This is a genomic window from Hahella sp. CCB-MM4 (assembly GCF_002260525.1).
Taxonomy (GTDB): Bacteria; Pseudomonadota; Gammaproteobacteria; order Pseudomonadales; family Oleiphilaceae; genus Hahella.
In genome coordinates, this window is the sequence record NZ_MRYI01000009.1 from 23,533 (window position 1) to 48,611 (window position 25,079).

The 25,079-nt window shown below is 50.8% G+C and carries 22 protein-coding genes and 1 riboswitch; of the genes, 13 read left to right on the forward strand and 9 right to left on the reverse strand.

Annotated elements, in window-relative coordinates; translation table 11 throughout:
• Window positions 1-13 precede the first annotated feature (13 nt).
• The 3 genes from BTA51_RS15965 (at window position 14) to BTA51_RS15975 (ending at window position 4,708) form a co-directional block, all read left to right on the forward strand.
• Entirely contained in the window at window positions 14-1,636 is a 1,623-nt protein-coding gene (locus BTA51_RS15965; RefSeq protein WP_246841062.1) for an alpha-amylase family glycosyl hydrolase, read from the forward strand.
• 327 nt (window positions 1,637-1,963) lie between these two features.
• The gene (gene recQ, locus BTA51_RS15970) at window positions 1,964-3,781 is read left to right on the forward strand and encodes a DNA helicase RecQ (protein WP_246841063.1); all 1,818 of its coding nucleotides are present in this window, start codon (window positions 1,964-1,966) and stop codon (window positions 3,779-3,781) included.
• Between the two features lie 156 nt (window positions 3,782-3,937).
• The gene (locus tag BTA51_RS15975; RefSeq protein ID WP_094708980.1) at window positions 3,938-4,708 is read left to right on the forward strand and encodes a hypothetical protein; all 771 of its coding nucleotides are present in this window, start codon (window positions 3,938-3,940) and stop codon (window positions 4,706-4,708) included.
• Between the two features lie 178 nt (window positions 4,709-4,886).
• Here the strand turns inward: BTA51_RS15975 and BTA51_RS15980 are convergent, their stop codons facing one another.
• Window positions 4,887-5,771: a hypothetical protein gene (locus tag BTA51_RS15980; RefSeq protein WP_094708982.1), complete on the reverse strand. Its 885-nt coding sequence runs from the start codon at window positions 5,769-5,771 to the stop codon at window positions 4,887-4,889.
• The gene (locus tag BTA51_RS15985; protein WP_094708984.1) at window positions 5,761-6,429 is read right to left on the reverse strand and encodes an alpha/beta hydrolase; all 669 of its coding nucleotides are present in this window, start codon (window positions 6,427-6,429) and stop codon (window positions 5,761-5,763) included. The genes BTA51_RS15980 and BTA51_RS15985 overlap by 11 nt, the downstream gene beginning before the upstream one ends.
• 183 nt (window positions 6,430-6,612) lie before the next feature.
• Here BTA51_RS15985 and BTA51_RS15990 point away from each other — a divergent pair, with 183 nt between their 5' ends.
• Both BTA51_RS15990 and BTA51_RS15995 read left to right on the forward strand, forming a co-directional pair.
• A complete protein-coding gene (locus BTA51_RS15990; RefSeq protein ID WP_094708986.1) occupies window positions 6,613-7,413 on the forward strand; it encodes an ABC transporter substrate-binding protein in 801 nt (266 codons plus the stop codon).
• 259 nt (window positions 7,414-7,672) lie between these two features.
• The gene (locus BTA51_RS15995; protein ID WP_094708988.1) at window positions 7,673-8,458 is read left to right on the forward strand and encodes an ABC transporter substrate-binding protein; all 786 of its coding nucleotides are present in this window, start codon (window positions 7,673-7,675) and stop codon (window positions 8,456-8,458) included.
• A gap of 85 nt (window positions 8,459-8,543) precedes the next feature.
• On the opposite strand, the gene BTA51_RS16000 is transcribed toward BTA51_RS15995, so the two are convergent.
• The 3 genes from BTA51_RS16000 to BTA51_RS16010 all read right to left on the reverse strand — a co-directional run bounded on the left by BTA51_RS16000 (window position 8,544) and on the right by BTA51_RS16010 (window position 10,592).
• Window positions 8,544-9,041 carry a gamma-glutamylcyclotransferase family protein gene (locus BTA51_RS16000; protein WP_094708990.1) on the reverse strand — a complete coding sequence of 166 codons (498 nt, stop codon included), beginning with the start codon at window positions 9,039-9,041 and terminating at the stop codon, window positions 8,544-8,546.
• Between the two features lie 34 nt (window positions 9,042-9,075).
• Window positions 9,076-9,723, reverse strand: a complete 648-nt coding sequence (locus BTA51_RS16005; RefSeq protein WP_094708992.1) for a bacteriohemerythrin — start codon at window positions 9,721-9,723, stop codon at window positions 9,076-9,078.
• Between the two features lie 98 nt (window positions 9,724-9,821).
• Window positions 9,822-10,592, reverse strand: coding sequence for a hypothetical protein (locus tag BTA51_RS16010; RefSeq protein WP_094708994.1), 771 nt, complete (start codon window positions 10,590-10,592; stop codon window positions 9,822-9,824).
• 388 nt (window positions 10,593-10,980) lie between these two features.
• On the opposite strand from BTA51_RS16010, the gene BTA51_RS16015 reads away from it, so the two are divergent.
• From BTA51_RS16015 to BTA51_RS16030, 3 genes are all read left to right on the forward strand, one after another.
• A complete protein-coding gene (locus tag BTA51_RS16015; RefSeq protein ID WP_094708996.1) occupies window positions 10,981-11,718 on the forward strand; it encodes an ABC transporter substrate-binding protein in 738 nt (245 codons plus the stop codon).
• 73 nt (window positions 11,719-11,791) lie between these two features.
• Window positions 11,792-12,877, forward strand: coding sequence for a DUF3524 domain-containing protein (locus tag BTA51_RS16020; RefSeq protein WP_094708998.1), 1,086 nt, complete (start codon window positions 11,792-11,794; stop codon window positions 12,875-12,877).
• 386 nt (window positions 12,878-13,263) lie between these two features.
• Window positions 13,264-14,088 (forward strand): serine protease, encoded by an 825-nt coding sequence (locus BTA51_RS16030; RefSeq protein WP_094709002.1) that lies wholly within the window; start codon window positions 13,264-13,266, stop codon window positions 14,086-14,088.
• A gap of 18 nt (window positions 14,089-14,106) precedes the next feature.
• On the opposite strand, the gene BTA51_RS16035 is transcribed toward BTA51_RS16030, so the two are convergent.
• From BTA51_RS16035 to thiB, 3 genes are read right to left on the reverse strand one after another with little or no spacing between them, the layout of a single operon-like run.
• Entirely contained in the window at window positions 14,107-14,703 is a 597-nt protein-coding gene (locus tag BTA51_RS16035; protein ID WP_094709004.1) for an ATP-binding cassette domain-containing protein, read from the reverse strand.
• Entirely contained in the window at window positions 14,696-16,315 is a 1,620-nt protein-coding gene (locus tag BTA51_RS16040) for an ABC transporter permease subunit (RefSeq protein ID WP_246841064.1), read from the reverse strand. Before BTA51_RS16040 ends, BTA51_RS16035 begins: the two co-directional genes overlap by 8 nt.
• Window positions 16,291-17,322 (reverse strand): thiamine ABC transporter substrate binding subunit, encoded by a 1,032-nt coding sequence (gene thiB / locus BTA51_RS16045; protein ID WP_094709006.1) that lies wholly within the window; start codon window positions 17,320-17,322, stop codon window positions 16,291-16,293. Before thiB ends, BTA51_RS16040 begins: the two co-directional genes overlap by 25 nt.
• Before the next feature lie 86 nt (window positions 17,323-17,408).
• Window positions 17,409-17,500, reverse strand: a riboswitch (TPP riboswitch).
• A 52-nt stretch (window positions 17,501-17,552) separates the two neighbouring features.
• On the opposite strand from thiB, the gene BTA51_RS16050 reads away from it, so the two are divergent.
• The 4 genes from BTA51_RS16050 to BTA51_RS16065 all read left to right on the forward strand — a co-directional run bounded on the left by BTA51_RS16050 (window position 17,553) and on the right by BTA51_RS16065 (window position 22,758).
• Window positions 17,553-18,404, forward strand: a complete 852-nt coding sequence (locus BTA51_RS16050) for a phosphotransferase (RefSeq protein ID WP_094709008.1) — start codon at window positions 17,553-17,555, stop codon at window positions 18,402-18,404.
• Between the two features lie 47 nt (window positions 18,405-18,451).
• Entirely contained in the window at window positions 18,452-19,177 is a 726-nt protein-coding gene (locus BTA51_RS16055; RefSeq protein WP_094709010.1) for a glutathione S-transferase family protein, read from the forward strand.
• A gap of 120 nt (window positions 19,178-19,297) precedes the next feature.
• On the forward strand, window positions 19,298-19,663 hold the full coding sequence (locus tag BTA51_RS29950; RefSeq protein ID WP_141215615.1) for a hypothetical protein: 366 nt from the start codon (window positions 19,298-19,300) through the stop codon (window positions 19,661-19,663).
• A 353-nt stretch (window positions 19,664-20,016) separates the two neighbouring features.
• Window positions 20,017-22,758: an ABC transporter substrate-binding protein gene (locus tag BTA51_RS16065; protein WP_094709014.1), complete on the forward strand. Its 2,742-nt coding sequence runs from the start codon at window positions 20,017-20,019 to the stop codon at window positions 22,756-22,758.
• Between the two features lie 65 nt (window positions 22,759-22,823).
• On the opposite strand, the gene BTA51_RS16070 is transcribed toward BTA51_RS16065, so the two are convergent.
• Complete coding sequence (locus BTA51_RS16070) at window positions 22,824-23,717, reverse strand: alpha/beta fold hydrolase (protein ID WP_094709016.1); 894 nt, start codon at window positions 23,715-23,717, stop codon at window positions 22,824-22,826.
• A 176-nt stretch (window positions 23,718-23,893) separates the two neighbouring features.
• On the opposite strand from BTA51_RS16070, the gene BTA51_RS16075 reads away from it, so the two are divergent.
• Entirely contained in the window at window positions 23,894-24,991 is a 1,098-nt protein-coding gene (locus tag BTA51_RS16075; protein ID WP_094709018.1) for a GlxA family transcriptional regulator, read from the forward strand.
• Window positions 24,992-25,079 lie beyond the last annotated feature (88 nt).

A 25,079-nucleotide genomic window follows, 5' to 3' on the forward strand; every position in this document is an offset into this window, starting at 1 on the left:
ACCGGACATGGTTATGAAGTTTCCAAATAGTCTTTTACTGATTTGTCTGTTGATTATCGGTCTGATGGCCGGTTGTGCCTCAAAGCAGGTGGCTGAGCCGGGCCCACTCACGCACTTTAGTGATTCATTGGATTTATCTCCTGTGATGGCTGAGAACAGGCAGTCTACGTTGCCGGAAGACTGGTACCGCAAAGCGGTTTTTATGGAAATTTATGTCCGGGGATTCAAAGACAGTGATGGCAACGGGGTAGGTGACTTTAACGGCATTATCGAAAAACTGGACTACCTCAAGGAGCTCGGCATTGGCGGAATCTGGTTAATGCCGATGATGAAGAGCCAGGACAACGACCACGGATATGCTGTGGTGGACTATCGTGCTACTGAAAAGGACTACGGTACGCTGGAAGATTTCAAACGACTGCTTGATGAGGCCCATAAACGGGGTATCGGGGTCATCGTGGATTATGTCATTAACCACAGTGCCGCTTTGAATCCGTTGTTCAAGGACAGCCAGCACCCACTGAGTGATAAGCGTGACTGGTATATCTGGTCTGAGGATAAACAGTTTTGGCCACGTTGGGACTATGAAAATACCTGGCATGAAGGCAAACACGGGTATTACTACGGCGTGTTCTGGAGCCAGATGCCGGATTTCAATATGAAAAATCCGGAAGTACTGGAGTTTCATAAAAACAATCTGCGTTTCTGGATGAATCTCGGAGTCGACGGTTTCAGATTTGATGCTGTAGGTTCACTCGTGGAAAACGGCAACGGAGCCATGTTCAGCCAGCCCGAGAACGATCAGATTCTGCAAGAGCTTCAGCAAACATTGGGCGAGTTTGATAATCGGTACATGGTGTGTGAAGACCCCACCGGATCTCTGCGGGTTGGGAAAAAGGAATCCTGTGGAAGCGCGTTCTATTTTGGGATGCATAAGGAACTCATCGCCAGTGCGACCTATGGCTGGCCGAGCCGTGACCTGATTGGGGCCGTCAAGCGTGCGCCACATAATGATATGGCGATCATGCTGGCCAATCATGACTCCTTTGCCGGCAACCGGGTGATCAAGCAGGTGGGCGGAGATGAAACCAGCTACAAAATGGCTGCCACGCTGTTGTTGACGCTCCCGGGTATTCCCTTTGTCTATTATGGCGAAGAGATTGGAATGGGGCATGGCGAAAAGGCATTTGGCGATCATGCGCTACGTGCACCTATGAGTTGGAATAGCGATCCTGATACTGCCGGGTTTACTACCGCGAAACGCATGTTTCGGTTACCCGCCGAAAACCGGGCGACGTACAACGTAGAGGATGAACTCAAAGATCCGGAAAGCCTGCTGAGCTTTTATCGAAGCCTGATCAATGCCCGTAACAATATTCCCGCGCTACAGACCGGTGATTTTGAGAACATCAAGCAGGATGCGGCCAGCCTTCTGACCTTCCTGCGCAAGGCAGAGGACGCTGAAGCACTGATAATGGTTAACTTGGGACGCAAAGAGGCAACTGCACGTTATCAATCTTTGGATAATAAGATCTGGACGCCTGCGTTTACCCATAACGTAGACGCTGTTAATGCTTCCAATGGTGAGATGGTGATGCCGCCTTATTCCATCGCTATTTTTACCCGACATTTATGATACTGGAGACCTGTTCCAGTTTGCTTTGACCTGCGAGACCTACTCCTCGCATCCTCCTGGTGGGCATGTCCCACCTTTTTTTATGTCTGCCGCGGCAGGTTGTCTCTCTTCTCCAGGCATTCGTCCTTTTGATTACCACCGCGTATCAGGAGGCTTAGGGTTCTAATTCACTAGAGACATAGTGCTCCCGTTCACGAGTAGCAAGGTCAACTTGTATGACCCAATGGATATTCTCGGCAATTGTGTTTTGAACAAGGTAGAATGGCCGCCATGTTCAAATCGCAGCCAGATATGAGTTCCAATTCAACAACACACGTGAGTCGAGCAATGATGGACGAAGCTCGCGCAGTACTGCGCAATTTATATGGATATAATGACTTTCGCGGTGAACAGACCGCCGCTATTTCAGCCGTTCTTGATAGCCGGGATGCGCTGGTGATCATGCCAACCGGTGGAGGCAAATCCCTGTGCTACCAGATCCCGTCTCTGGTACGGGAGGGGATCGGCATTGTCGTTTCCCCTCTGATAGCTCTGATGGAAGACCAGGTCTCAGCGTTACAGCAGTTGGGCGTGGAGGCTGAATTTCTAAATTCCACTCTGTCCCCTGGGCAACAGGCTGACATTACCTACCGCCTGCAGGCGGGGGACGTCAAGTTGTTGTATGTGGCCCCTGAACGTTTGCTGCAGGAATCAACTCTGCAACTGCTGGAAGCCCTGGACATCGCCCTGTTTGCGGTTGATGAAGCCCATTGCGTTTCCCAATGGGGACACGATTTTCGTCAGGATTACCTGGGGTTGGGGCTGCTCAAACAACGTTTTCCCGATGTTCCTCTGATCGCACTGACGGCCACAGCCGATAGTCGTACCCGGGTGGAAATTGTGGAGCGGCTGCAACTGCAGCAGCCCGAGATTTTTATTGGTGGTTTTGACCGGCCCAATATTCGTTACACCGTATCCCTCAAGCAAGATGCCAGAAGACAGTTGTTGCGTTTCTTGCAACAGCATCCGGGGGAAGCGGGGGTGGTTTACTGCATGTCGCGAAACAAGACTGAAAGTACGGCTGAATGGTTGTGCAAACAGGGATTTCTCGCATTACCATACCATGCCGGCTTACCTGCGGACCTGCGAGCACATCATCAGCAGCGGTTCCTACGGGAAGAGGCTGTCATCATGGTGGCAACCATCGCTTTTGGTATGGGGATCGATAAGCCGGATGTTCGCTTTGTCGCGCATCTGGATCTTCCCAAAAGTATTGAATCCTACTATCAGGAAACCGGCAGGGCAGGCCGTGACGGTGAGCCCTCAGAAGCCTGGATGGTATATGGCCTGCAGGATGTTGTTCGACTGGGACAGATGGTCGACGGCTCTAATCTCAGTGATGAGATGAAGCGATTCGAGCGCCAGAAACTCAACCGCTTGTTGGGGTGGTGTGAAGTGACCCGTTGTCGCCGTCAGGCGTTATTGGCTTACTTTGATCAGGAGGCACCGGATCACTGCGGAAATTGTGATATCTGCCTGAATCCGCCTCCGACATGGGATGGTACGGATGCGGCGAGGAAGCTTCTGTCTGCTGTGTATCGCACCGGACAGAGATTTGGTGCCGGACATGTGATTGACGTGTTGTTGGGCAAGGACACTGAAAAAGTCCGCCAATATGGGCACGAAACACTCAGCACCTTTGGCATTGGTCAGGATAGGTCTGCTTCGCAGTGGCAATCGGTATTGCGTCAATTGTTGGTGCAGGGGCATGTATTTTCTGATTCGGAGCGTTACGGAGCTATACGCCTGACAGAAGCCAGCCGACCCTTGCTGAGAGGGGAAATGAATCTTGAGCTGCGTGAAGATGTGGTGGAAAAAGTTGCCCGCAAGGATAAGGCTTCACCTCGCCGCAATATTGAGCTTTCTGTCAATGACGAACCTCTTTGGGAGGCTCTGAGAGACTGCCGAAAACGGCTTGCGACAGAGCAAAGCGTGCCACCTTACGTCATTTTCCATGACGCGACGTTGCTGCAAATGGTGGATCAAAAGCCCACCAGCAAGGATGAAATGGCGATGATTTCTGGAGTGGGGCAGGCAAAGCTGGACCGTTATGGACAGGCTTTTATCGATGTCATTGAACAAATGTTGATGTCCATGGATTCATAGATAGTCACCCTTTGGGGTGCCTCTGAAAGACCTCTTTCGTTGTCGTTACCGCGTCAAAAGCTGACAGCCTCGGTAATGTTTCTCAGGGGGTATTAGGTCTTTTGTACTGAAAAGTAGAAGTAAGAATTAGGTGTAAGAAGTAGAAGTAGTCTGATAATGAAGTATCTGGATGCAGTCACAGTAAAACAACGATTTTGCGGTCCCCCGGGGTCAGGTAACGGCGGTTACGTCAGTGGACTGTTGTCGCGCTATTGCGGTGATGCCGCTGAAATCAGGCTAATGGCACCACCTCCGTTGGATCTAGAACTGGAGGTTTGGCAAAGTGAAGATGGTGCTGTCCAGCTCAGGAACGGAGAGCAGGTCATTGCCACAGGACAACCTGCTGCGGGATTGGAGCTTGAAGTGCCTAGCGTCATTCCGTATGCGGAAGCTCTAGCGGCTTCTGAACGGTTCATTGGCCATTACAAGCATCCATTCCCTGACTGCTTTGTGTGTGGTACGGCACGTCTTCCCGGAGATGGCCTGAGAATTTTCCCTGGCCGGGATAGCCGTCACGATTTGGTGGCAGCGAGTTGGATTCCTGACCAGACACTGACGGACGATCAAGGGGATATACCAACCGAAATGCTCTGGGCTGCACTGGATTGTACCGGTGCATATGCGCTGGATTTTGGTCCGGAGAAAGTGCTCTTGCTGGGTTCCTTTAATGGCAAAGTGAATCACTTGCCCAAAGCGGGGGAGGAATGTGTGGTACTGGGATGGAGCCTTGGTATAGACGGCAGAAAGAATTATGCCGGAACGGCTTTGTATGATAGTCAGGGAAGGTTATGCGGAGCAGCCAAGGCGACCTGGATTGAACTGAAACCCACCCACGCTGAGACTTTGCAGCGCAAACAAGGGTTGATAAATACTCCTGAAACAGTATAGTCAATAACCAGGTCGGGATGGGGGGCTGCGGGTAGGCATACTCGCCCCCTAAAGGCAAAGTGGCCAGCCCAGGTCCCCCAATGCCGGCCGCTTCTTTCCTAGCTTTCCTTATTCTCCTTACTTCCTCTGCCTTGCTTTCCCTGCTTTGCTTTCATTTTCCGTCTGTGCCCATCCTCAACTATTTCGCCAGATACAGCCAGTTATGAAAACCGTTATCGCATACGATTAGGTTCTTCTTCAGATAATCGCAATACTCAATTCCTTCCGGTCCATTGCTCACCAGGCGTTTTGGCGTCGACATGGTCCGTTTGTCTTCTTTGAGGTATTCGTACATATCGGCAAAGCGTTGCTGGAAGTCCCGGTTCTGTTCTTTGGCTTCCTGAAAATTGTGATGGAAACGAGTGAAGCTCATGGTGGCTGCGCCCAGACCGATTTCCATCATCTTGTCGATATAGACCTGGTAGGCGGATGTCAGATAGAGATGCTCTGAAGGCTGTTCCTGGGTATTCCAATCCGGTAGCTGTAAGCGATTAGTGGCCTGCAAAGCGGTTGGAGAGATCGATTTATTCGGCAGGTTTTCTACCAGCTGGAACTGTCGTCCGCTACAGGTGATGGATTGTTTATGCAACTGGCAACTATCAGACTCCGGGGTACCCGGTTCTCTTTGAGTCCTTTTTGCCTGGGATGTGTCCACATCAGCTTTCCGACTCGCTTGAGGTTTGGCCGCTTGTGTCCGGGAGGCCGAATGAGAGTCTGTTGCCGTGGCGGTCGTTGTGGCTTGAGTATCCGCCGGAATCTTCAGGCCAAGTTTTTCAGCAGGTCGCTTTAGCAGCAATGCCTGGATTTGAGGGGTGTTACGGCGGAAGTCATCAAATGGTGGAAGTGACTTGCCCTCACCCTTATTGGTGACCTCGCAGTAGAGACGTTCCATTGGTGTTCTCGCCAATGGTGTGCATTTGTCGGTGGCTGCGATACCGGTTTGGGCCATCAGGATAAGACTGATTGTTGCGAGGCCTGCCGCAATGTACCGAAGGCTATATCTCAACTGGAGGTTATATCTCAAACGATAGTACCTCCCGCAGCCACAACCCGATATCTTTGATTTCTTCCAGACACACTTGATGTTCCATCGGGTAGGTCAGGTACCTTGGGTGAAATCCCCGGCCGCTAAATTGCTGACAGGCGTTCTGCCCGAGAACTTCCGGAACTACCGGATCGAGTGTTCCGTGACAGACCAGAATCGGGAAGTCCGGATCCTGGCGGGTAAAGTGGATAGTTTCTGAGGTGGCAAAATAGGTAGATAGCCCCATGACGCCTGCCAGCATGTGGCGTCCTCCGAAGGCTACCTGATAAGCCACTGCGCCGCCCTGGGAAAAGCCTGCCAACACGATACGCTCGGAGGGGATTCCCCGTTCAATTTCCCTGTCAATGAATGCTTCTATGGCTTGCGCTGACTGAAGCAGTTGTGGGGTATCTATTTTACGATCAATGCTCATTTCCAGAATGTCGTACCAGGCAGGCATGATATAGCCGCCATTTACGGTCACGGGCAGGCTGGGGGCATGAGGAAAAATAAATCGTACGGCCAGCTCATCAGGTAATTGGAGTTCTGGGACGACGGGGGCAAAATCGTTACCGTCGGCCCCCAGACCGTGTAGCCAGATGACAGTACTGCGGACGGGGTCTGCTGGGTTAACTTCAATATGGGGTAAAAGCTTCATGGGTGTAGAAAAGTCCAGTATTCGGGGGCACCAGCCCGGGATTTATGTCAAATAGTCTAACCGGGCGGACGCACAACGCAACAGACCGGAGGAATATTCTTATGGTTGACGCTATTTGAGGGTGGCACAATACTTAAGTTATTAATGCGGAAGCTTGTTGCCCTGGTTGCTCTTGGTTGATAGATGGTTCAGGTATGTAGTCGATTAACTGTCCCGGTATGGGGGCTTAGTCTGGTATTGTCACTACTGATGGCTGGCGGTCAGGCTAGAGCTGCGGACCCGGCGGCCAGAATTAAATTTATCACCGAAAGCTCCCCCCCTTATAACTTCGTTGTGGATAATCGGCTGACTGGAAGCTCGGTGGATATCCTGGACGAAATCTTTCGCCGTATCGGCTCACATAAAACCAGAAAAGATATTGAACTGCACCCCTGGGCGCGTGGCTATCGAATGGTGCTGAATGAACCCAATACCATGTTGTTCAGTACCCGGCGCAGTGCCGATCGTGAAGAGTTGTTCCGCTGGGTCGGCCCGATTGCAACCGCTCCAGTGGTTCTGATGGCCCGTAAGAAGCGTAACTTCGAGATACAACAGTTATCCGATCTTCACGGACTGTCTGTCGTTGCCGTTGGCAGTGATATGGGTGAGCTGATGTTGGATACCTACAAAATACCCAAGAACATCCGTCAAACCGTGTCGCATCCTGATATCGCTGCCAGAATGTTGATCTTCGGCAGAATTGATATGTGGTCTTACGGTCAGCGAACCGCGCTATGGCTGTTGAAACAGCAGGGTGCCCAACCCCAGGATTTTGAACCTGTATGGAGCTTTGGCTCTGCCGGAGATCTTTATTTCGCATTCCACCGGGATACACCGGACAGCACGCTGCAGATTTTCCAGAAAGCGCTGGATGAATTAAAAGTCGAAAAGCGTGAGGATGGTCTGTCCATCTACGAAAGCATTCTTCGGTCCTATGTAGAGTAAGAGTAATCTGGGCTCCGACAGATCCCTGTATAGAGTAATCTGCACTCCGATGCAGACATCGATAGTTCCTTACGATAGTTGACGGCAGTGTAAAGTCGGTTAAAACTAAAATTGAAGGCATATCAAAATGATATGACAGTACCCATCCGATCATCCTGAAAGATGGTTTTGAATACCAGGGTGATATCAGCGGTAAACGCTCCTCAATATATCAATGGAATGTGTTATCCGTCGGGGGGCGTGGTAGTGGGGAATTCAAATGCGTAGCAGATTAAATGGATGGTTATTCGCGTTGTTCTGTGCCCTGTTGCTGGCACCACAGATACAGGCAGCGACAGATCCCACTCATGGTCTTCGTTTTATGACGGAAGACTATCCTCCGTTCAATTATGTGGATCACGGAAGACTCACCGGTATTTCGGTTGACCTGCTGGAGCAGATTTTTGCCAAACTGGGGTCTACCAAAACCCGTGAGGATGTGATGGTTCATCCGTGGGCCCGCGGATATCACACGATCATGACCGTTCCCAACACCGTTTTGTTTGTGATGACGCGAAACCCGAAAAGAGAAGGGCTGGTGCGCTGGGTTGGCCCGGTGGCGGCTTCTCCTATCGTGCTGCTGGCCCGCAAGGACCGACACCTTAAAGTCAACTCATTGGCTGACGTTGCCGAATATTCGGTGGTGGCCATCAAGAGTGATATTGCAGATCTGGTGCTGGACGACCATAACATCCCCGCAAAGAACAGACAGGTTGTTCCCTATCCCGATATTGCTGCCCGTATGCTTAATTCCCGTCGAATTGATATGTGGTCTTATGGCCATCTTGCGGCGCTTTGGTTGTTGAAGCAGGAAGGGGCGAAAACCGACGAGTTTGAAGTAGTCTGGGATTTTGGTTCAGCCGGGGACAACTACTATGCGTTCCACAAGGATACGCCGGATGCGGTGATTAACGCATTCCAGAAGGCTCTTGATTCCCTGAAGACGGATGATAACGGTGATGGTATATCCACATATCAGACGATTCTGAACAAATACATGCGTTGAGCTTTGATCAGATAAATGAGTGGGGCTGACATGAAAATTGGCCAGATATGAAAGCCGGTCAGACCTTAATGGTGAATAAGCCACTTCAGCGGTGAATGGACCACTCTCTCTCAGCCCGCTCCAGATCACAGTCCTCGATAACCTCGATCTGCAAAATCTGTTGTACATAGGCTTCTGGAAATCCCGCTTCTATAGCGCCCTGGACAACGTGGTGTCGGTACCAGTCATAGGGTTTTAATGATGGATCGATCAGTGTCGCAATATAGGTAAATGCCATTTCCGCCTGGCGGGAAGTATGATCGAAGAGCTGTACGGTTTCCCTTTCATACCCATGTCCAAGGCCTTCGATATGGTCCAGCACCGATAGCTGATTATCCGGGATATTGTAGAGGACTCCGTGTAGCCAATCGGACTCCTGATCGGTTCTGAAGGCATCACACTTGGCGGATTGGTCCCGCCATCCGACTTTGTGAAAGCGTAATTGAAAGCCCGGCAACAAGCGGTGGCCGATGCGGGTGATATTGGTCAGCCGGTTTGCCAGTCTCTGACTGTAGAGATTGGAGCCGTATGCGAAGTAAAGCATGTTAAAAGGGGAGCTCTCTTAGTTTGAACAGGCCCTAGTTCTCCTCCGATTTTGACAGGTTTCTGCTGGCTTGTTCAATTAAAGATGTGGATTCCTGCAACAGGGATCGAGCCTGGTTCAGGCAATCAATCACGGATGCTGAATCCTGACGTGAAGAAGACTCCTGGCCACTGTCGTATTGCTGTCTCAACAACATTACCGCCTGACCCAGTGACTGGTATAAAGCTTCCAGTTCGTCCATGGGAACAAATACGGGGCCGCCTTCCGGTAGTGGTTTCTCCTGTCGGAGCAAATAGTTGGCCAGCTGACGGTCTACTTTGAGAATATGGTTCTTCAGCCAATTGGTCAGGTAGCTCATGACCAATTGGGCTTCGTCTGCTGATACTGGAATACTCTCGTTATTGAGTGAGTGAATCTCGTCTATAAACTGATAGTGCTGCTTAAGATGGGCATCAAGCGCTGACTTTTTATAGCCGCCGATTTTCATTAGCCGTTCTTCGGTGGCGAAATGGTATTTTGTGTAATCCAGCAATTCTCCGAACAAGGCTCGTGCCTGCTGCACGGAGAAGTCTGACTGCAATAGAAGATCCAGCTCGTTAATGATGCGTACAAGCACTTTGTGTTGGTCATCAATAATCTTGATGCCGACACAGTAACTTTCCTTCCAGACAAATATCGCCATCTTCTCTTCCGGTTAACCGGTAGGCAGCTAAGGCCGCCACGCTAATCTTATCGTTATTATAGGGGGGAGTCGGGCTCCGATGATTGATGCCGGACAAGTCAAAAGCTCAACCATTTCTGAATCTTGAGTGGTTCATAGCCAAACAGAGCGTTCAGGTGGTGCAGATAGGCATGCTGGCCCTCTTCCTGCCAGATCTCTGTGACCTTGGCCTCTATCTGTTCATAACGTGCATAAAGGTCTGATTTCTCGTTGTTAATTATTGTCGTACGACTGTCAGAGTCACCTGCTTCAATGTTATTCTCTCCACCTTCGATTGCGATATCGGCCTGATGGATGAGGCTCAGCCAGCTGGCGCTGACCCCCATGATGAAATAGGGCCAGGATTTTTGCAGCATAGGATCCCAGTGAGGGTCGCTGGTGGAGCTGATCTGTTGACGGTTTTTGCCGCCACGGCACTGGGGTATGAATCGTATTACCTGTTCCTTTTCCATCAGCTTTCTGAGAAACGGGTTGTTTTGCAGTTCCCCGGCCATCTCAGAATGCGTGTCTTCGTCGGTATAGTAGAGAAAGCTGAATTGATGTCCGGTGACGTCCCGGGCAGAACGGCGATGAAACCGCCAGAGTGATATCCGGGCAACATGTCGCTGCAGCGTTGGAGCGACAACCTTGTCCGCGAGAATGTAATCAATGGTAAAGTCCGGTTCGCCATTCTCATTCAGAGGCATCCGGAAGCAGGCCTGATACCATTGCCTGGCCGGCAGCTGGTCGGAATTCTCGATATTTGTCCTGCCCATAAGGTTGGCAGGGGCTTCACGTGGGCTATTGATGGCACATCCACTCATGATGGATATGGACAGTAAGACCACCATTGAAAGCACTGTGTTAACTTTTTGTTGCATGACGATAGTAGACGGTTAATTCCAACTTGTGTCAGGGTAAGTACTTATAGCTGCCTTAGCGATCACCCTAGCTGCTGCCATAAGAACCGGATTGACACGGTGAAGTGAAAGAAGCATTCGAGGGTTTTGAACGTCATTTTTGTGAAAGCAACTATTTGAATACGACTAATTGAAAGCAACTAATCGAAAGCAACGATATGAAAGTCGCTATATGAAGGGACAATAGCAGCTAAGCAGGTGATAAGCCATTTTCGGGGTAGAAAGTGTCAAATCGGGGTAAACAGTGTCAAACAGGGTATTTTGGACAAAATCAGATACACATCGCCGGAAGCCGTATTTTCCCCGGAGAATATCAGGAATGAAGAAATGGGTATGTATTTACCTGCTGGGCTTGGCAACGCTCGCAGGAGCTGAATCTCCACAGCGTTTGTTGATCGTTTCGGACACCTGGCCTCCTTACGTTACCGGAAATCCTGTGCGGCCTGGTTTTGATGTTGAGGCAGCCACCCAGGTTTTGCAGTCCATGGGGTATGACGTCACATTTAAACTGGTGCCCTGGAAGCGCGCAATGAAGATGGTGGAGAAGGGGCTTGCCGACGGATTACTGGATGCCAGTCCGAATGAAGAAAGAAGCAGGACTTTTTATATCCCCCAAGAGCCTATGAGCTACAGTGTTTCTACGTTATTTTGCCAGTCCTGTGACACTTCCCGACCAATTACCAATGAGCTGCTGAAAGGTAAACGGCTTATCGTTAACCGGGGATATAACTATGTCGGTACTCTGGAAGAAGATCCTGATATCGAACAACTCCCCGTCGACTCTTTTGAGCAGGGATTTGCTGCCCTGAATGCCGGCAGAGCCGACTATTACATCGTGAATCGATATGTGGGGCTGCATGCGCTTAAACAATTGGGGATTGACGGTGTGAAAGTGATGCAAGGGCATGTGGCGGAACCGTCACCCGTGTACCTTCTGTTCTCAAGACAACCTCGGTTAATGTCTCTGCCCACTTCATTCAGCAAGGCTCTTTCCGATTTCAAGAAATCTTCTGAATACCAGGAGATACTGAGAAAATATGGTTTGGTGGATGAGTGACCGTCAGTAGGAACCGCTGAAGCATCCTCCGCCATGCCATGGTCTGAACGCACAGCATCAAGGCAATCACATTTTGGCGCGAATACTTCTACTCTCTGCCTATGACATAGACAGCCACCGCAGTTGGCGGGAAGGGTTGGTTGAACATCTGGGGGAGCATGAATGGACAGTGCTGACTCTGCCAGCCAGACATTTTCGCTGGCGTATTCGTGGTAATCCCATCAACTGGTGGATGACCAGGAAAGATGACTTGTCCCGTTCCTATGATCTGGTCATTGCGACTTCTATGGTCGACTGTGCCACTTTAAGAGGACTCTTCCCAAACCTCATTCGAAGTCGCTGGGTTGTTTATTTCCATGAAAACCAGTTGGCTTATCCAGTCTCTGATGAACAACATTCCAGTATTGATCCGGCAGTCGTCAATGTATACAGCGCAATGGCCTGTGATCATGTGGTGTTTAATTCCCAACATAATCGGCATAGTTTTATAAGTGGCCTGGAGGGGCTTATCGACCGCCTGCCGGATTTTGTCGACAAGACGCTGTCTGAAGCAGTCGCAGGCAAGAGCTCTGTCATCCCCGTGCCCCTGCAGGATGATCTCTTTCAAGACGAATTCAATCATCAGCAGGAAGGCACTGTTGCGAGCCGGCAATTGCCAACCATCGTCTGGAACCATCGGGTGGAATACGACAAGGGGCTGGATGAGTTATACGCCATATTGGCGGAACTTCGATATCAGACACGGGAATTCAGGTTGCTGTTGCTGGGAAAACGGTTTCGGCAGCACCCTGAGGTATTTCAGCGGATCGCAGACGAGTTTCATGAGCATATTGTTGTCAACGCATATGCCGGCTCCCGCCGGGAGTATTTGTCCTGGTTGCAACGCAGTGATGTTGTATTGTCGACGGCCCTGCATGAGTTCCAGGGATTGTCTGTCATGGAAGCCGTTGCATTGGGCTGCAGGCCGGTCGTTCCTGACAGGTTGAGCTATCCGGAAATGTTTCCTGCCTCATGCCGGTATGATTCTGTGTCTCAGGCAGTGGAGCTGATACGCACGGCTTTTGAGCGGCCAGTCATCAGTATGCAGCGCTTCAGCTGGAGTTCCATGATTCCCCTATACCGTGATCTCGTAAATGGCGATCTCATAAACGGCTCGTAAAATAAGGTTTAAGAGATATCACATTTACAAATGTTTAACATAAAATCGGTTAGGAAAGCCGTTAGTATGTCGATATGAGATGGATTGTTACATCTAAGTGAAGGATAACGCCATTCCACTTTGAGTCTGCTTCGGTCTATTGGTTTTGCTAGCTTTTGACCTGCGAGTTTGACTCTGGCCTGCGTGCTCTTACACAGTCATTCGTCAATATTCAACATGTCGCGGAAGCCACTACCCAGTGTCTTGCCAATGCTCGCCATTGAAGACGGCGATTTATTATTTGCATACTGTTCGGTCGTATGACTGGGATATGGCCTGGCGAGCCAATCGGTGCCAGATCCCCTGTTCCATGCGATGTCGTCCATATTAAAGGGATTGTATAACTGATGGATCATTTAGCTCCCAAATGTTTGCTGGCTCTGCTTGTTGTCGGAACTCTTATTGGAATGACGGAAGTGGATGCTCAACCGAAGAAGGTCAACAGCGCTCCCAAAAGAATACTCATGGATGACTTTAGCTTTGTGGTTCCACTGTTTAATGATGACGATAATTTGGTATGCAGTGCGACCATCATTCGACATGGAATGTTACTAACGGCAAAGCACTGTTTTTACGAGAATGACGATCCGGATGATTTTTATTTCGTGTACTCCACGGATGCAATGATTGACGATGACGACCTGAGGATTCCAATCACGGCTATACGGTATGATGGTCCGGGAGACGAAGTTAATGACATTGCAGTCTTGTATTATCAGAAAAAATATACGGAAGGGAGAGTCAAACTCCAGGATATCTCTGTCAATGTCGATACCCTGGCGAAAGAGGGCGACTCGCTTCTTTTGGTTAGCTATCCCATAACTAAAAGCCGGAAAGTCATGAGGATTGCCTCAATAAACTGCATCAGACAAAGGAAGATCGGCACTAATCCTCCTTTAGCCAAATCTCCTGGTTATGATGGAACCTTGTTGGATACCAATTGCCTGGCATTTTGGGGGAGTTCGGGTGGACCAATATTTCAAACCCAGTATGAGAATGGTCAAATGAAGATTAATTCCCTGGAGGGAGTTGTCACTCATTCATTTGATCTCAAAAAGGACGGGTCGGTTGACAGGGATAAGATGAAGAAAGACTCCTTTGGGAAATATCTTACTTTAAATTATTCGCCCTTTAAGCAGAGCAATTTAATCAAGCGCATATTCGAACACTGACTGTTTCTCTGGCGTTGGCTAAATTATGTTGATCACCCGATCCGTCAGGCGGGTGACATCTTCCGCTTGGTGGGTGACCACCAGCATAGTCTTATGACGGCTTCTGGCTTGTTCCCGGGTCCAGGCCGTGGCGGTAAAGCGGGTACTGTCGTCCAGTTCAGAGAACGGTTCGTCAAGCAGTATCAATGGCTCCGGACGTAACAGTGTTCGAATCAAGGCAATCCTCTGTCGTTGTCCGCCTGACAATGCCACCGGCAGTTTGGCCAGGTGTTCTTGAACGTTCAGTGCCTTGGCCGCTATCTGAATATCGCGATCAGCATTCTTGCCCAATGCTAATCTGAGGTTGTCGTACACTGATAAATGTTCGAACAGATTGTGTTCCTGAAACAGCATGGACACAGGTCGTTGTCTGGGTTCCAAAGATAGAAGATCCAGATCATTCCAGTAAATTTCACCGGCGACAGGCTGGATAAAACCGGCCAGGCATTCCAGCAGAGTGGATTTTCCAACGCCGCTGACTCCTTGAATGGCCGCGATTTCTCCAGAATTAATCTGGAAATCGTAATGGAAATTCTGTGGTGGGCGTTGGATTTTGAGTTCGGAAACTCTAAGCATAACGGGCTCTTTGTCTTTCCAGTGTCAGAACGAGAATAATACTGATCCCCAGCAGCAACAGTGAGGCAACCGCCGCTTCGGCAATCCGATAAGTGCTGGCGTATCCATAAATCAGCCAGGGAAGGGTAACAAAGTCCTGATTTCCGAATATCGAGTAGATTGCCACGTCACCCATCACCAATACCGATACAAAAGACGCCGCAGTCAGAAGTACCGGCCGGATGAATTTCCACTCGGCATATGCTCTTTGCCGGAAGCCCAGTTTGAGGGTCTGGATAATCGGCCAGTATTGCTGGTCATAGCTGGCCAGCGCTGGCTTCAACTGGGTCAGGGCATAGGGGACACTGACCAGGGCATTGACCAGAAACACCAGAGTGAAGCCCCAGTAATCGATGTCGATTCGAGGCAGACAAAACACGAACAAGCCGACAGAAAGGACCATGGCAGGAACGACCAGGGTGTGCGATGCCAGTCCGTCCAACCAAATTGCCGCATTGGATCGGGTTCTCAGAGCCCGCCGATAAGGTTGCAGAACCGCATAAGCCATCGTCACCGAGAGCAGCGTAGACATTAATGCCAGTAGCAGGGAAGTGGCAAGGGGAGGTATTAACTTGAGCCAGTAAGCGCCGTTCGACCATACCCCTTGGGTTTTGGGTATCAATGCCAGCAATGGGGCTAACAGAAACAGCCAGGCCAGCCCGTATGTCGCGCGATAGAAGATACTATTTTTCCGGTCTGGCTTGGGAAGGTACAGGCGACTTTTGATTTCCTGACCGAGCCAGGAGACCTGTCCACAGGCGCTGACCACAAGATAGAGGCCCCCGGCGACGATTAATTGAATCCAGGACAACACCAGGGCTTCCGGAATGTTGAAGTCATACTTTAATGCCTGATAAATAGCGACTTCAAAAGTCGTGGATTTGGGACCGCCGCCAAGCGCCAATACGACGGCAAAGCTGTTGAAGCACAACACCATGACAAACCCCAGGGTAATCCATGTGGCACTTCTGGCGGCCGGCCACTCCAGGTAGCGGAACTGTTGCCAGCGACTGAGTTTCAATTGTTGCAGCAGACGCCAGTTCCCGGCGGGTATCGCTGCCAGTCGCAGATAAATAGACCGGGCCGCAAATGGCATATTGAGGTACACGTGTGCCAGCAGGATGCCGCTTAAGCCATAAATATTCCATTGTTCGCCCATTAAGGGAGTCAGTACGCCTGACTGGCCCAGCAGGGCAACGATGCCGGTTATCAAGACCAGAGTGGGTAATACAAAGCACAGGACACAAAGGCTGAGGAACCAGAGTTTTTGTCGACTGTCGGGTAGATGGAGTAAGGCCAGTGCGACTGGCCAGGCCAGCAGCACGGACAGTAATGCACTGAGACAGGACTGCAACAGGGTAAAGCGCAAGATGCTGAGCAGGTAAGGATCCTTCAGGACATCCCATTGAAACGAATCCCCCGAGAAACTCAGCAAGCCGTAAAACGCCAGCAGAGTAGCGCTGGCCATCAGCATAAGAACCGTCCAGCCCGCCCATTGGGGCGAACTGGAGGTTGGTTTTTGCGCTGTGCCGGCGTGGGGAAGGCTGGCTATTGAGTTACTACTGATCGCCACTCTTTAATCCAGCTTTTACGGTTGTTGGCAATAAAGTCCGGAGTAAAGCCAATGTCTTTCGGTTGTATCAAATGATCAAATGCCTCGGGGAGTTCGACATTATCAATCACCGGCAGCATCCAATTGGTCACCGGAATGACCTGCTGGGCGTCGTTTGAAATCAGGAAAGCCAGAAACTGGTTTGCCAATTCAGCGTGATCAGTGGTTTTGACGACAGCCGCCACCTCAATCTGGGGGATGTGTCCTTCCTTGAAAAGCGCTGCTTTATACTGGGATTTCCCTTCCGCCACCACATGATAGGCCGGGCTGGTACTGTAGCTGAGTACATAGTCGGAACCACCTTCCAGGAACATGGAGTAGGCTTCCCACCAACCTTTGGTGACGGTCACTGTCTGTTGGGCAAGCTGCTCCCAGGCCTTTGCTACGTTATCGCCGTACACTGAATTCATCCACATCATCAGACCCTGGCCGGGGGTGCTGGTGCGTGGGTCCTGATAAATGATGCTGGCGTCGGAGTCCAGTAGCGCCTGCATGGAATCAGCGGGCTCCTTGATTTTGTCGGCATCATAGATGAAGGCGAAGTATCCATAGTCGAAGGGAACGAAAGTGCCGTCTGACCAGTGCAGAGCCGGGCTGATGCCGGACGCATTGACGGAGTGAGGCTGGAACAGACCGGTCTCACGGGCTTCCTCCATCAGTCCGTTGTCAATGCCGAGGATTACATCGGCTTTGGAGTTTGAACCTTCCAATCTTAAGCGGTTCAAGACGCTGACACCGTCTTCCGCGCCGACATACTGAAGATCGCATTGGCATTGAGCCTCAAAAAGTTTTTCCAGCTGAGGGCCGGGACCCCATTCGCTGACAAAGGAGTCATAGGTGTAAACAGTCAGTATTGGTGGCGACTCTTTGCTCCCGGTGTCGTCCGCCAGGGCGATGGTGGAAGCAAATAGAAGCGGGGCTGCCAGGCTTAGCGGCGACAGCCGGTGAACTTTCAACATGGACATCATGAAGGTTTCCTCATAATCTGAGGCGTGGAGATGGCGACGAGTGCAAGAATCAGATCTTGAAAGGTAGGCGTGTGGATAGTACCAGCAGCTCAGTCAGCCCCATTCCCTACGCCAGTATTAACTGGATCAGGTTCTACGGGTTTTTCTCAGTCCTCTGGAGACACCCCGATGAGACGGCCCCATTGTAACTTTTTCGTCATGAAGACGCCAAGATAAGTGCAGGAATCCCTATGATCGACAAGGATCAAGTCCCTCAACCATCCCAGCTTGGCAGTGTGGCTGACGCCGACATCCGGGACTTTCATGATGATTCGCGACTGGCTCTGGTTGCCCGCTTTCTTGGTCGGGAAGTCAACTGGCGACCACTACACTCCCAGGGCGATGCCAATCCGGTTTTATGGGGTGAGTGTGATCGCCGGACTCTGGTGTTGAGGCTGAATGCCGATGCCCAAAGCGCCTTTGGGGCAAACCGCAGCATGGAGTGGGAAGTGCTCAAAGCGATAAAATCCTATTCCTGGTCCCCCGATATTCTGCATTACGAGCTGGACGAAGGATGGTGTCTGATGGAGCATCACGGACTGAGCCTGGATCAATTTGGGGATGAAGAGTCTTCTCACAAGATTTCCGGCTATGATTCACAGCTGTTGTCTGCCGTGAACGATATGCAGAAGATTCTGGCGGTACCTGAATTCGACTATCACAGTTTGTTTCGATATTACCGGCAGCGATTTCAGCACCAGCAGGATCATCAACATCTGATGCAGCTGGAAGAGCTGATAGATGACTTCTTTCATTTACCGCAGACCCCCAATTGCCTGGTGCATCACGATTTACATCAGGGTAACTTCTGCCTGGACCAGGGACGTCTGGTAATCCTGGATTGGGAATATGCCGGTCGTGGAAATCCCTGGCTGGATATGGCCGCTTTGGTGCGATACCACCGGGTCAGTATAGAAGAGATAAGCCGCTTACCTTTATGTCAGGGTATGCCCGGGGATCGCATTCGTCACTATCTGGCTTTGGCTGCCAGGGTGAACCTCAGCCTGGAATCGTTGTGGATTGCCGCACGAAAATCTGCATGATGATGTATTAATGTCATGAATAAAAACCTACACGGACTTAACTTCGGATGATCAAACTATATCAATTTCCCATTTCCCACTTTTGTGAAAAGGTTCGCTGGGCATTGGAATATAAAGGTGTTCCATACGAGCAGGTAAACCTGATGCCGGGTCGGCATATCTCTGTCATCAAGGGCCTTGCACCAAAGAGCTGTGTTCCCGTGCTGGTCGATGACGACAAAGTCATCCAGGATTCCGCCGCCATCCTCACTTATCTGGATGAGAAATATCCCGAGCGTTCGCTGACGCCGGTGAACCCTGCCGAGAAAGCTGCCGCATTGGAGTGGGAGCGTTACCTCAATGGTGAATTTGGTATTCATGTAAGAAGGTTCTGCTATCACTGGATTTTGCAGAGTCCGGGAACCGCTGTGCCGCTGCTGGCCCACAAGGGGCCGTGGTATGCGGGGATCGTTCTTCGTCTGGCTTTTGGAAAGCTGTCGAAGATCATGCGTAAGAGTATGAACATCAGCCAGGAAACCGCAGAAGAATCCAGGCAGCATATTCTGGCTGCTCTGGAGCGGGTTAATCATCAGCTGGAAAAGCAGCCCTTCCTGGTCGGAAGCAGCTTCAGCCGTGCCGATTTGACCGCCGCTGCTCTGCTGGCGCCGTTGTGTATGCCGGCAAAATATCCGATATCCCTGAACCGTAGTGTTCCAACCGAGATTGCTGAACTGAACAATCGCATTCAACCGCAGGTGCAGTGGTTATACCGCTGGTATGACAGCTACCGCTAGCCATTGAGTGGCCTTCCAAAACGCCAGCTCGCGTCTTTTTTAATGGGCCCCGTGCATTCATCCTGAGTTCAGGTCGCCGGGGGTAAATTAGCACCATTAAAAGACGAAAAGGAGCTGGCAATGAAGAAACTGTTAACACTGATCATCCTTAGCCTGGGTATGACCGGATATACCTGGGCAAGTGACAACTCCGGCAGATATGCGGTGTCTGATACTTCTTATCAGGTTGCTCATAATGATGGCCACTGGTCTGGGCATGGCTCAAGAAAGTGGGAGAAAAACTGGGATAACAGGCATCACAACCACGGTAAATATCACCATAACCAACGTAATCGAAGCTACCCGAAATGGCGTCATGGACATGGATATCCTCATTGGAAGTACTGGAATCGCAGATACCATCATGGTGACCGCCATTATTATCAGACCAGACCCTACCATTCTGATGGACAATGGCGGTTTGATGTAATCTGGACCTATCCATAGAGGTGTCACCTGGACTGGTCCATAGTATTTGGACTGGTTTATAGCATTGCAGCCGTCCTGGTGCCTTAAGGTCGTCGTTAAAGAACCGGGGGAAGTTTCTCTGACTCACTGCTGAGAAATTTATCCCCCTTTCACCTTTCCGTCTTTCCACTTTCCCGTTTCTGTTGTAAGCCTGTTTGCATAAAAAACAACGTGTTCTGTTACGCGAGATAACAGTTGGCAGGGATATTTCTGTCTATACTTAGGTCAGTTGACTCCTCGGCTTCGTCAACCAGCCATGGGATACGGCATCCGCATACCATCTTCAGAGCTGATCCCCTGAGGCGATCGAATACCAAGTAAACAGGATTTGCATGAAAATTTGCCCAATATGCTCCAAACAATATGCAGAGGGGGGAGTTTGCCCCGATGACGGCGCTACCCTGGTCGCAGCAGAGAAGCCGGACCCTCTGATCGGGCAGATACTCAAGGGCATGTATCGAATCGAATCCAGGCTGGCCGAAGGTGGCATGAGTCTGGTCTATGTTGCGCGCCAGTTGTCGTTGGACCGGCTGGTCGTCGTGAAGGTATTGAAAGCCGGTATGGATGACCGGGATTTCGTGCAGCTGTTTTTTCGTGAAGCGCGCATTGCCAGTCAGTTGAATCATCCCAATGTCATGCATGTACATGACTTCGGCAATACCGACGAAGGCATGATGTTCCTGGTGGTCGAATATCTGCGGGGGGAAAATCTGTCGGATCTGGTCGAGCATCGCCAGGGACTGCCGCTGGAAAATGTTGTCTGGTTAATGGAGCAGATCTGCAACGGTCTGCAGGCGGCTCACCAACTGAATATCGTGCATCGGGATCTGAAGCCGGGGAATATCCTGGTGGCCAGAGTATCCGGCGACCACTCTGTGGCAAAACTCCTGGATTTCGGCATCAGTAAACCACTGGGAGAGCAGGATCTGAAATACACCCAGCTGGGGATGATTATGGGGACTCCCGGATATCTGGCTCCAGAGCAGATTGAAGGTTCCCGTAATATCGATCATCGCGCTGATATTTATGCCCTGGGCGCCATTCTGTATTTCTGCATCACCGGGGAAAAGCCGTTTCGGGGAGAGAACCCGCAGGCAATCATGGCCAAGCAGCGCGTTTCCGGTCCGTCACCCATGGTCAAGGAGCGCCTGCTGGACGCACGTAACATGGTGTTTGAGCCGGTTATCCAGAAGGCTATGGCAATCGATCCCCAGGACCGTTATGGAGATACCCAGAGCCTGCTAAAAGATATCCAGATCATTGGTCAGAAGGCCATAAGACAATATTCCAAGGAAATGGAGGTTCCCACAGACAACCCCGATTCCTTCCAGTTTGTGTTTTACAGTGAGCTTGAATCCGGCTGCGATGAAGACGAAGTCAGGCAGAGGCTGAAAGCCAGTCTGCATCTGGATGAACAGGGAGTGTCCAAATTATTCAGCCATCGCCGGGTGGTGGTAAAGAAAAATATCAGCCTGGAGAAAGCCAAGAAATTCGATGCGGCTTTTCGCGCAGCGGGAGCGATGGGGCAGATCGAGGAAATGGATACTGCCACGCGTATTGACCCGGCGATACATACCGATGAGAGGTCCTTAAGCCAACCGATCCTGGTCTCTGCGACAATTGCCAAAGAAGTGGCGATCAAGACGCAACCTTCGATGCCTTCCCCATCTTTCCCTGGCCAATATGGGATGGGGCAGGGAGCCAGTAATGGTTCGTTGGGCGGGCGCAATGGGTTTACCGAATCCAGTATGCAAACCCGAGTGGTTGAGGGAGCGCCTGGTGCTGCCACGGAAGTTGCTAACGGCAATTCAAAGGGATCCCGTTTCCGCTATAAACGTTGGTTGGCCACCCTGGGGGTGGTTGCACTGGCAGTATTGTTGACTCTTGCCCTACCACAAAGTCGTTATGCAATCTTCGATACTTATGCCGAGATGCATGGTTGGCAGACTCCATCGGGTGTCAGTAAAAATCAGATCCGGCTCGGCATGAGCGCTGCGTTCAGTGGCGGTGCCCGGGAGCTGGGGCGTTCTATGCAGTTGGGTATAGATGCCCGGTTCCGGGAAATCAATGAGTCTGGTGGCATCCATGGTCGCCAGCTCGAGCTGCGTGCGCTGGATGATGGATATGAGCCGGTGGCGGCGCGGGCCAATATGGCAAAACTGCTGGAAGGGGAAGAGCCGGTTTTTGCGTTGATTGGTAATGTGGGAACTCCAACCGCAGAAGCGATTGTGCCAATTGCCCTGGAAAACCGCACGATTGTTTTCGGCACATTCTCCGGCGCGGAAATGCTGCGCAAGAATCCGCCGGAGCGATATATATTTAATTACCGGGCAAGTTATGACCAGGAAACCGAGGCTATCATCCAGTACTTTATCGAGCAAGGGGTAGCGCCGGAAAAGATTGCCGTGTTCTATCAGGATGATGGCTATGGGCGTAGCGGTATGGAAGGCGTTGAGGATGCTCTGGTCGACTATAAAATTGTGCCCCAGAATATTCCCCGTTACACCTATCAACGCAACAGCGTTCAGATTGAGGGTGCGGCACGCGAAATGATCAATAACCTGGATGCGATTGATGCTCTGGTGGTCATAGGCACCTACAATGCCAGCAGTCGCATTACCAAGCGCCTTCGTGATGCGGGCTTTAACGGCCTGATCGCCAATGTCAGTTTCGTCGGCGCGAAGGCTCTGGCGGAACAGTTTCGCGAACTGGGTTTGAAGTACGCTGATGGTATTATCGTGACACAAGTGGTGCCCCCCGTGGATTCCTTCGCTACCTGGGTGCTGCGCTACCGGGAAGCACTACAGAAATATTATCCCAGTGAATCTCCCGATTTCGTGTCCCTTGAAGGCTACATTGTGGCGTCCCTGTTTGCCGACTCATTGGACCGGGCCGGCCGCTATTTCACGACGGAATCCCTGGTGGATACTCTGGAATCCCTCAAGGATGTGGATGTGGGGATTGGAGAAAAGATCTACTTTGACAGCACTGATCATCAGGCCAGTGACCGGGTCTGGGGGACACGTCTGAATGCCAGCGGGGAGTTTGAACCCTTCCATCTGCACAACGAATAAGGGCGTGCTTTAGGGTACGCCCTCTATGATGGCTCTTCTATCCGTTATTCGTCTTCTATCTGGCATTATTCGGCAAGAAATCCGGATACTTCCTTTAGAACGTCTGCATCTTTGAGAATTCTGTAATGCCCAAGGGAGTGGGTTTTCAGAAAGCGGGCATTGTGCCAGTGCCGTGCGATCAGCTCGCCATGATCAAACGGGATTTCATCGTCATTCAGGTCGCTGATGACCAACCCGTCCAACTCCAGAGAAGGGGAGTGGAGTGTAAGATCCAGCTTATTCCAGACCTCTTTTCCGAACTCTTCCTCCAATAGGCGGCGATGTACCGCCAGCGTTTGTTCCGGGATATCCAGTTGCTGACCGAACATCTTCACGACGAAGTTCAGATCTGCCGGGGGAGCGATCAGTGTCAGCTTGTTTACGCTCAGTCCTTGAGATACTGCCAACACTGAGGCTACGGATCCTAATGAATGCGCGATAATGCCATGCACGTTGCCGAACATGTGGGCAACCTGTTGGACAACTTCAGACATTTCGAACACATTGGTCCGGTCTCCCTGGGCCCGACCGTGGCCTGGCATATCAAAGGTGACGACCCGATATCCCTGACGTATCAAGGGTTCTACCATGGCGCCGAATTGTAGTCCTGAGCCTGACCAACCATGCACAAACAGGATGACCGGACCGTCTCCCCAGCTGTACACCGGAATCTCATTCACACCAAAACGCAGTTGGGTATGGGTATCCGCATGCTCCAGTAAATGTTCATAGCGTGATCCGGCCCCGGTACGGCGGGGTGTGAACCAAAGGCTGTTGACCCATTTTCCGGCCCTCTCGTTCGAGATATAGCTATAGACCTGAATCGCTTTCTTTAGAGCCCGCAAAGCCAAAGGCTCTCTTGTTGGCCTGGTTGAAACTTTGGTAAGGGGAGTTTCCACCCATTGGGCTTGAGCATTCATTGTCGGCTCCTCGATTGTTGCTTGGTATGTGAGCCTACTTTACTGGTTGAAATGTCATCTCTGTAGTGTCATATTTGACTCTCTAAATGCTGAAAGTGACATTTTGATAATGGCTAATAGGGCGATAAACGAGTAATACGGCCGATATTGTCATTCAACCACCGGAGGAAATAGCGATGCTGGATACAAGGTATGGATTGCACGATAGTCAATCCAAAAAAGAAGAGCCGATTCAGGTCGTTCTGCTGGCTTTGCCTCACTGTGCGGCGTCGTCGGTTCATGGAATTCTGGATATTCTGACAACCGCCAATTATTGCCACAGCCTCAATGTCGGCAGAGGGGCTCCTGCCTTGTTTAATCTGCAGGTAGTGACACCGGATGATGAGCCGGTCAGGGCTTATAATGGGGCGATGATTGTGCCGACGGTGACCATGGCAGGCCTCCGTCCGGATATTCTGATCATTGCATCCGCTGTGGAGGCTGTGACGACTCCGGTGTTTCTGGACAAGCATTTGCTCATGCTGAAAGACATCTATGAATGGATTAGGCATCTGTATGCTGAAGGCACTCTGATGGCGTCCGCCTGTACCGGAAACTTCCTCCTGGCGGAAGCCGGTTTACTGGAAGGGAAAACTGTCACGACCCACTGGCGTGCGGCTGAACATTTCCGCCATCGCTATCCGGATATTCATCTGCAGATTGACAAGATTCTGATCGATAACGGTGATGTGATCTGTGCCGGTGGGGCAACCGCGTATATCGACATGTGTTTCCACCTTATCGAGCGATTTGCGGGCCAATCACTGGCTTCTGCCTGTTCCAAATTGCATGTTTTTGATATCCATCGTGATCAACAGGCCCCTTACATGATGTTTACCGGCTTTAAGTCCCATAAAGATGAGCGTATCAAGCAGGCACAGGAATGGATGGAGCAGAACTATGCTGACCAGTTTTCTGTGGATGATATTGCTGACCGGGTCGGCTTAGGAGCTCGAACCTTTAAACGCCGTTTTAAAGAGGCCACGGGAGAAACACCGATCAGCTATTTGCAACAGGTGAGGATTGAAGCGGTAAAAAACCTGCTGGAGACCACCATCAAATCATTTAACGAGATTATCTGGGAAGTCGGCTACGAAGATATCAGTTCATTCCGGCGACTGTTCAAGAGAGAAACGGGATGCACGATGGAACAGTACCGTAAGCGTTTCAGCTATGTGGTGCCGTCTCCCCAGAGTGGGCGTCTGGTTCGGCCGGAAGTGGCGGCAATACATTAAATAACGCCAGAACAGCCTCCCTCTATAGGGAGATAGGGAGGCTTCTTGTTCCGCGAGTTAACTTATTAAGCCTAAAGCCCCTGCGCTA

Bases quoted from the DNA above. Each gene is read 5' to 3' on its own strand.
- BTA51_RS15965 (WP_246841062.1), top strand. From the start codon at position 14: ATGAAGTTTCCAAATAGTCTTTTACTGATTTGTCTGTTGATTATCGGT.
- recQ (WP_246841063.1), top strand. From the start codon at position 1,964: ATGATGGACGAAGCTCGCGCAGTACTGCGCAATTTATATGGATATAAT.
- BTA51_RS15975 (WP_094708980.1), top strand. From the start codon at position 3,938: ATGAAGTATCTGGATGCAGTCACAGTAAAACAACGATTTTGCGGTCCC.
- BTA51_RS15985 (WP_094708984.1), bottom strand. From the start codon at position 6,429: ATGAAGCTTTTACCCCATATTGAAGTTAACCCAGCAGACCCCGTCCGC.
- BTA51_RS15990 (WP_094708986.1), top strand. From the start codon at position 6,613: ATGGTTCAGGTATGTAGTCGATTAACTGTCCCGGTATGGGGGCTTAGT.
- BTA51_RS15995 (WP_094708988.1), top strand. From the start codon at position 7,673: ATGCGTAGCAGATTAAATGGATGGTTATTCGCGTTGTTCTGTGCCCTG.
- BTA51_RS16000 (WP_094708990.1), bottom strand. From the start codon at position 9,041: ATGCTTTACTTCGCATACGGCTCCAATCTCTACAGTCAGAGACTGGCA.
- BTA51_RS16005 (WP_094708992.1), bottom strand. From the start codon at position 9,723: ATGGCGATATTTGTCTGGAAGGAAAGTTACTGTGTCGGCATCAAGATT.
- BTA51_RS16010 (WP_094708994.1), bottom strand. From the start codon at position 10,592: ATGGTGGTCTTACTGTCCATATCCATCATGAGTGGATGTGCCATCAAT.
- BTA51_RS16015 (WP_094708996.1), top strand. From the start codon at position 10,981: ATGAAGAAATGGGTATGTATTTACCTGCTGGGCTTGGCAACGCTCGCA.
- BTA51_RS16030 (WP_094709002.1), top strand. From the start codon at position 13,264: ATGGATCATTTAGCTCCCAAATGTTTGCTGGCTCTGCTTGTTGTCGGA.
- BTA51_RS16035 (WP_094709004.1), bottom strand. From the start codon at position 14,703: ATGCTTAGAGTTTCCGAACTCAAAATCCAACGCCCACCACAGAATTTC.
- thiB (WP_094709006.1), bottom strand. From the start codon at position 17,322: ATGATGTCCATGTTGAAAGTTCACCGGCTGTCGCCGCTAAGCCTGGCA.
- BTA51_RS16050 (WP_094709008.1), top strand. From the start codon at position 17,553: ATGATCGACAAGGATCAAGTCCCTCAACCATCCCAGCTTGGCAGTGTG.
- BTA51_RS16055 (WP_094709010.1), top strand. From the start codon at position 18,452: ATGATCAAACTATATCAATTTCCCATTTCCCACTTTTGTGAAAAGGTT.
- BTA51_RS29950 (WP_141215615.1), top strand. From the start codon at position 19,298: ATGAAGAAACTGTTAACACTGATCATCCTTAGCCTGGGTATGACCGGA.
- BTA51_RS16065 (WP_094709014.1), top strand. From the start codon at position 20,017: ATGAAAATTTGCCCAATATGCTCCAAACAATATGCAGAGGGGGGAGTT.
- BTA51_RS16070 (WP_094709016.1), bottom strand. From the start codon at position 23,717: ATGAATGCTCAAGCCCAATGGGTGGAAACTCCCCTTACCAAAGTTTCA.
- BTA51_RS16075 (WP_094709018.1), top strand. From the start codon at position 23,894: ATGCTGGATACAAGGTATGGATTGCACGATAGTCAATCCAAAAAAGAA.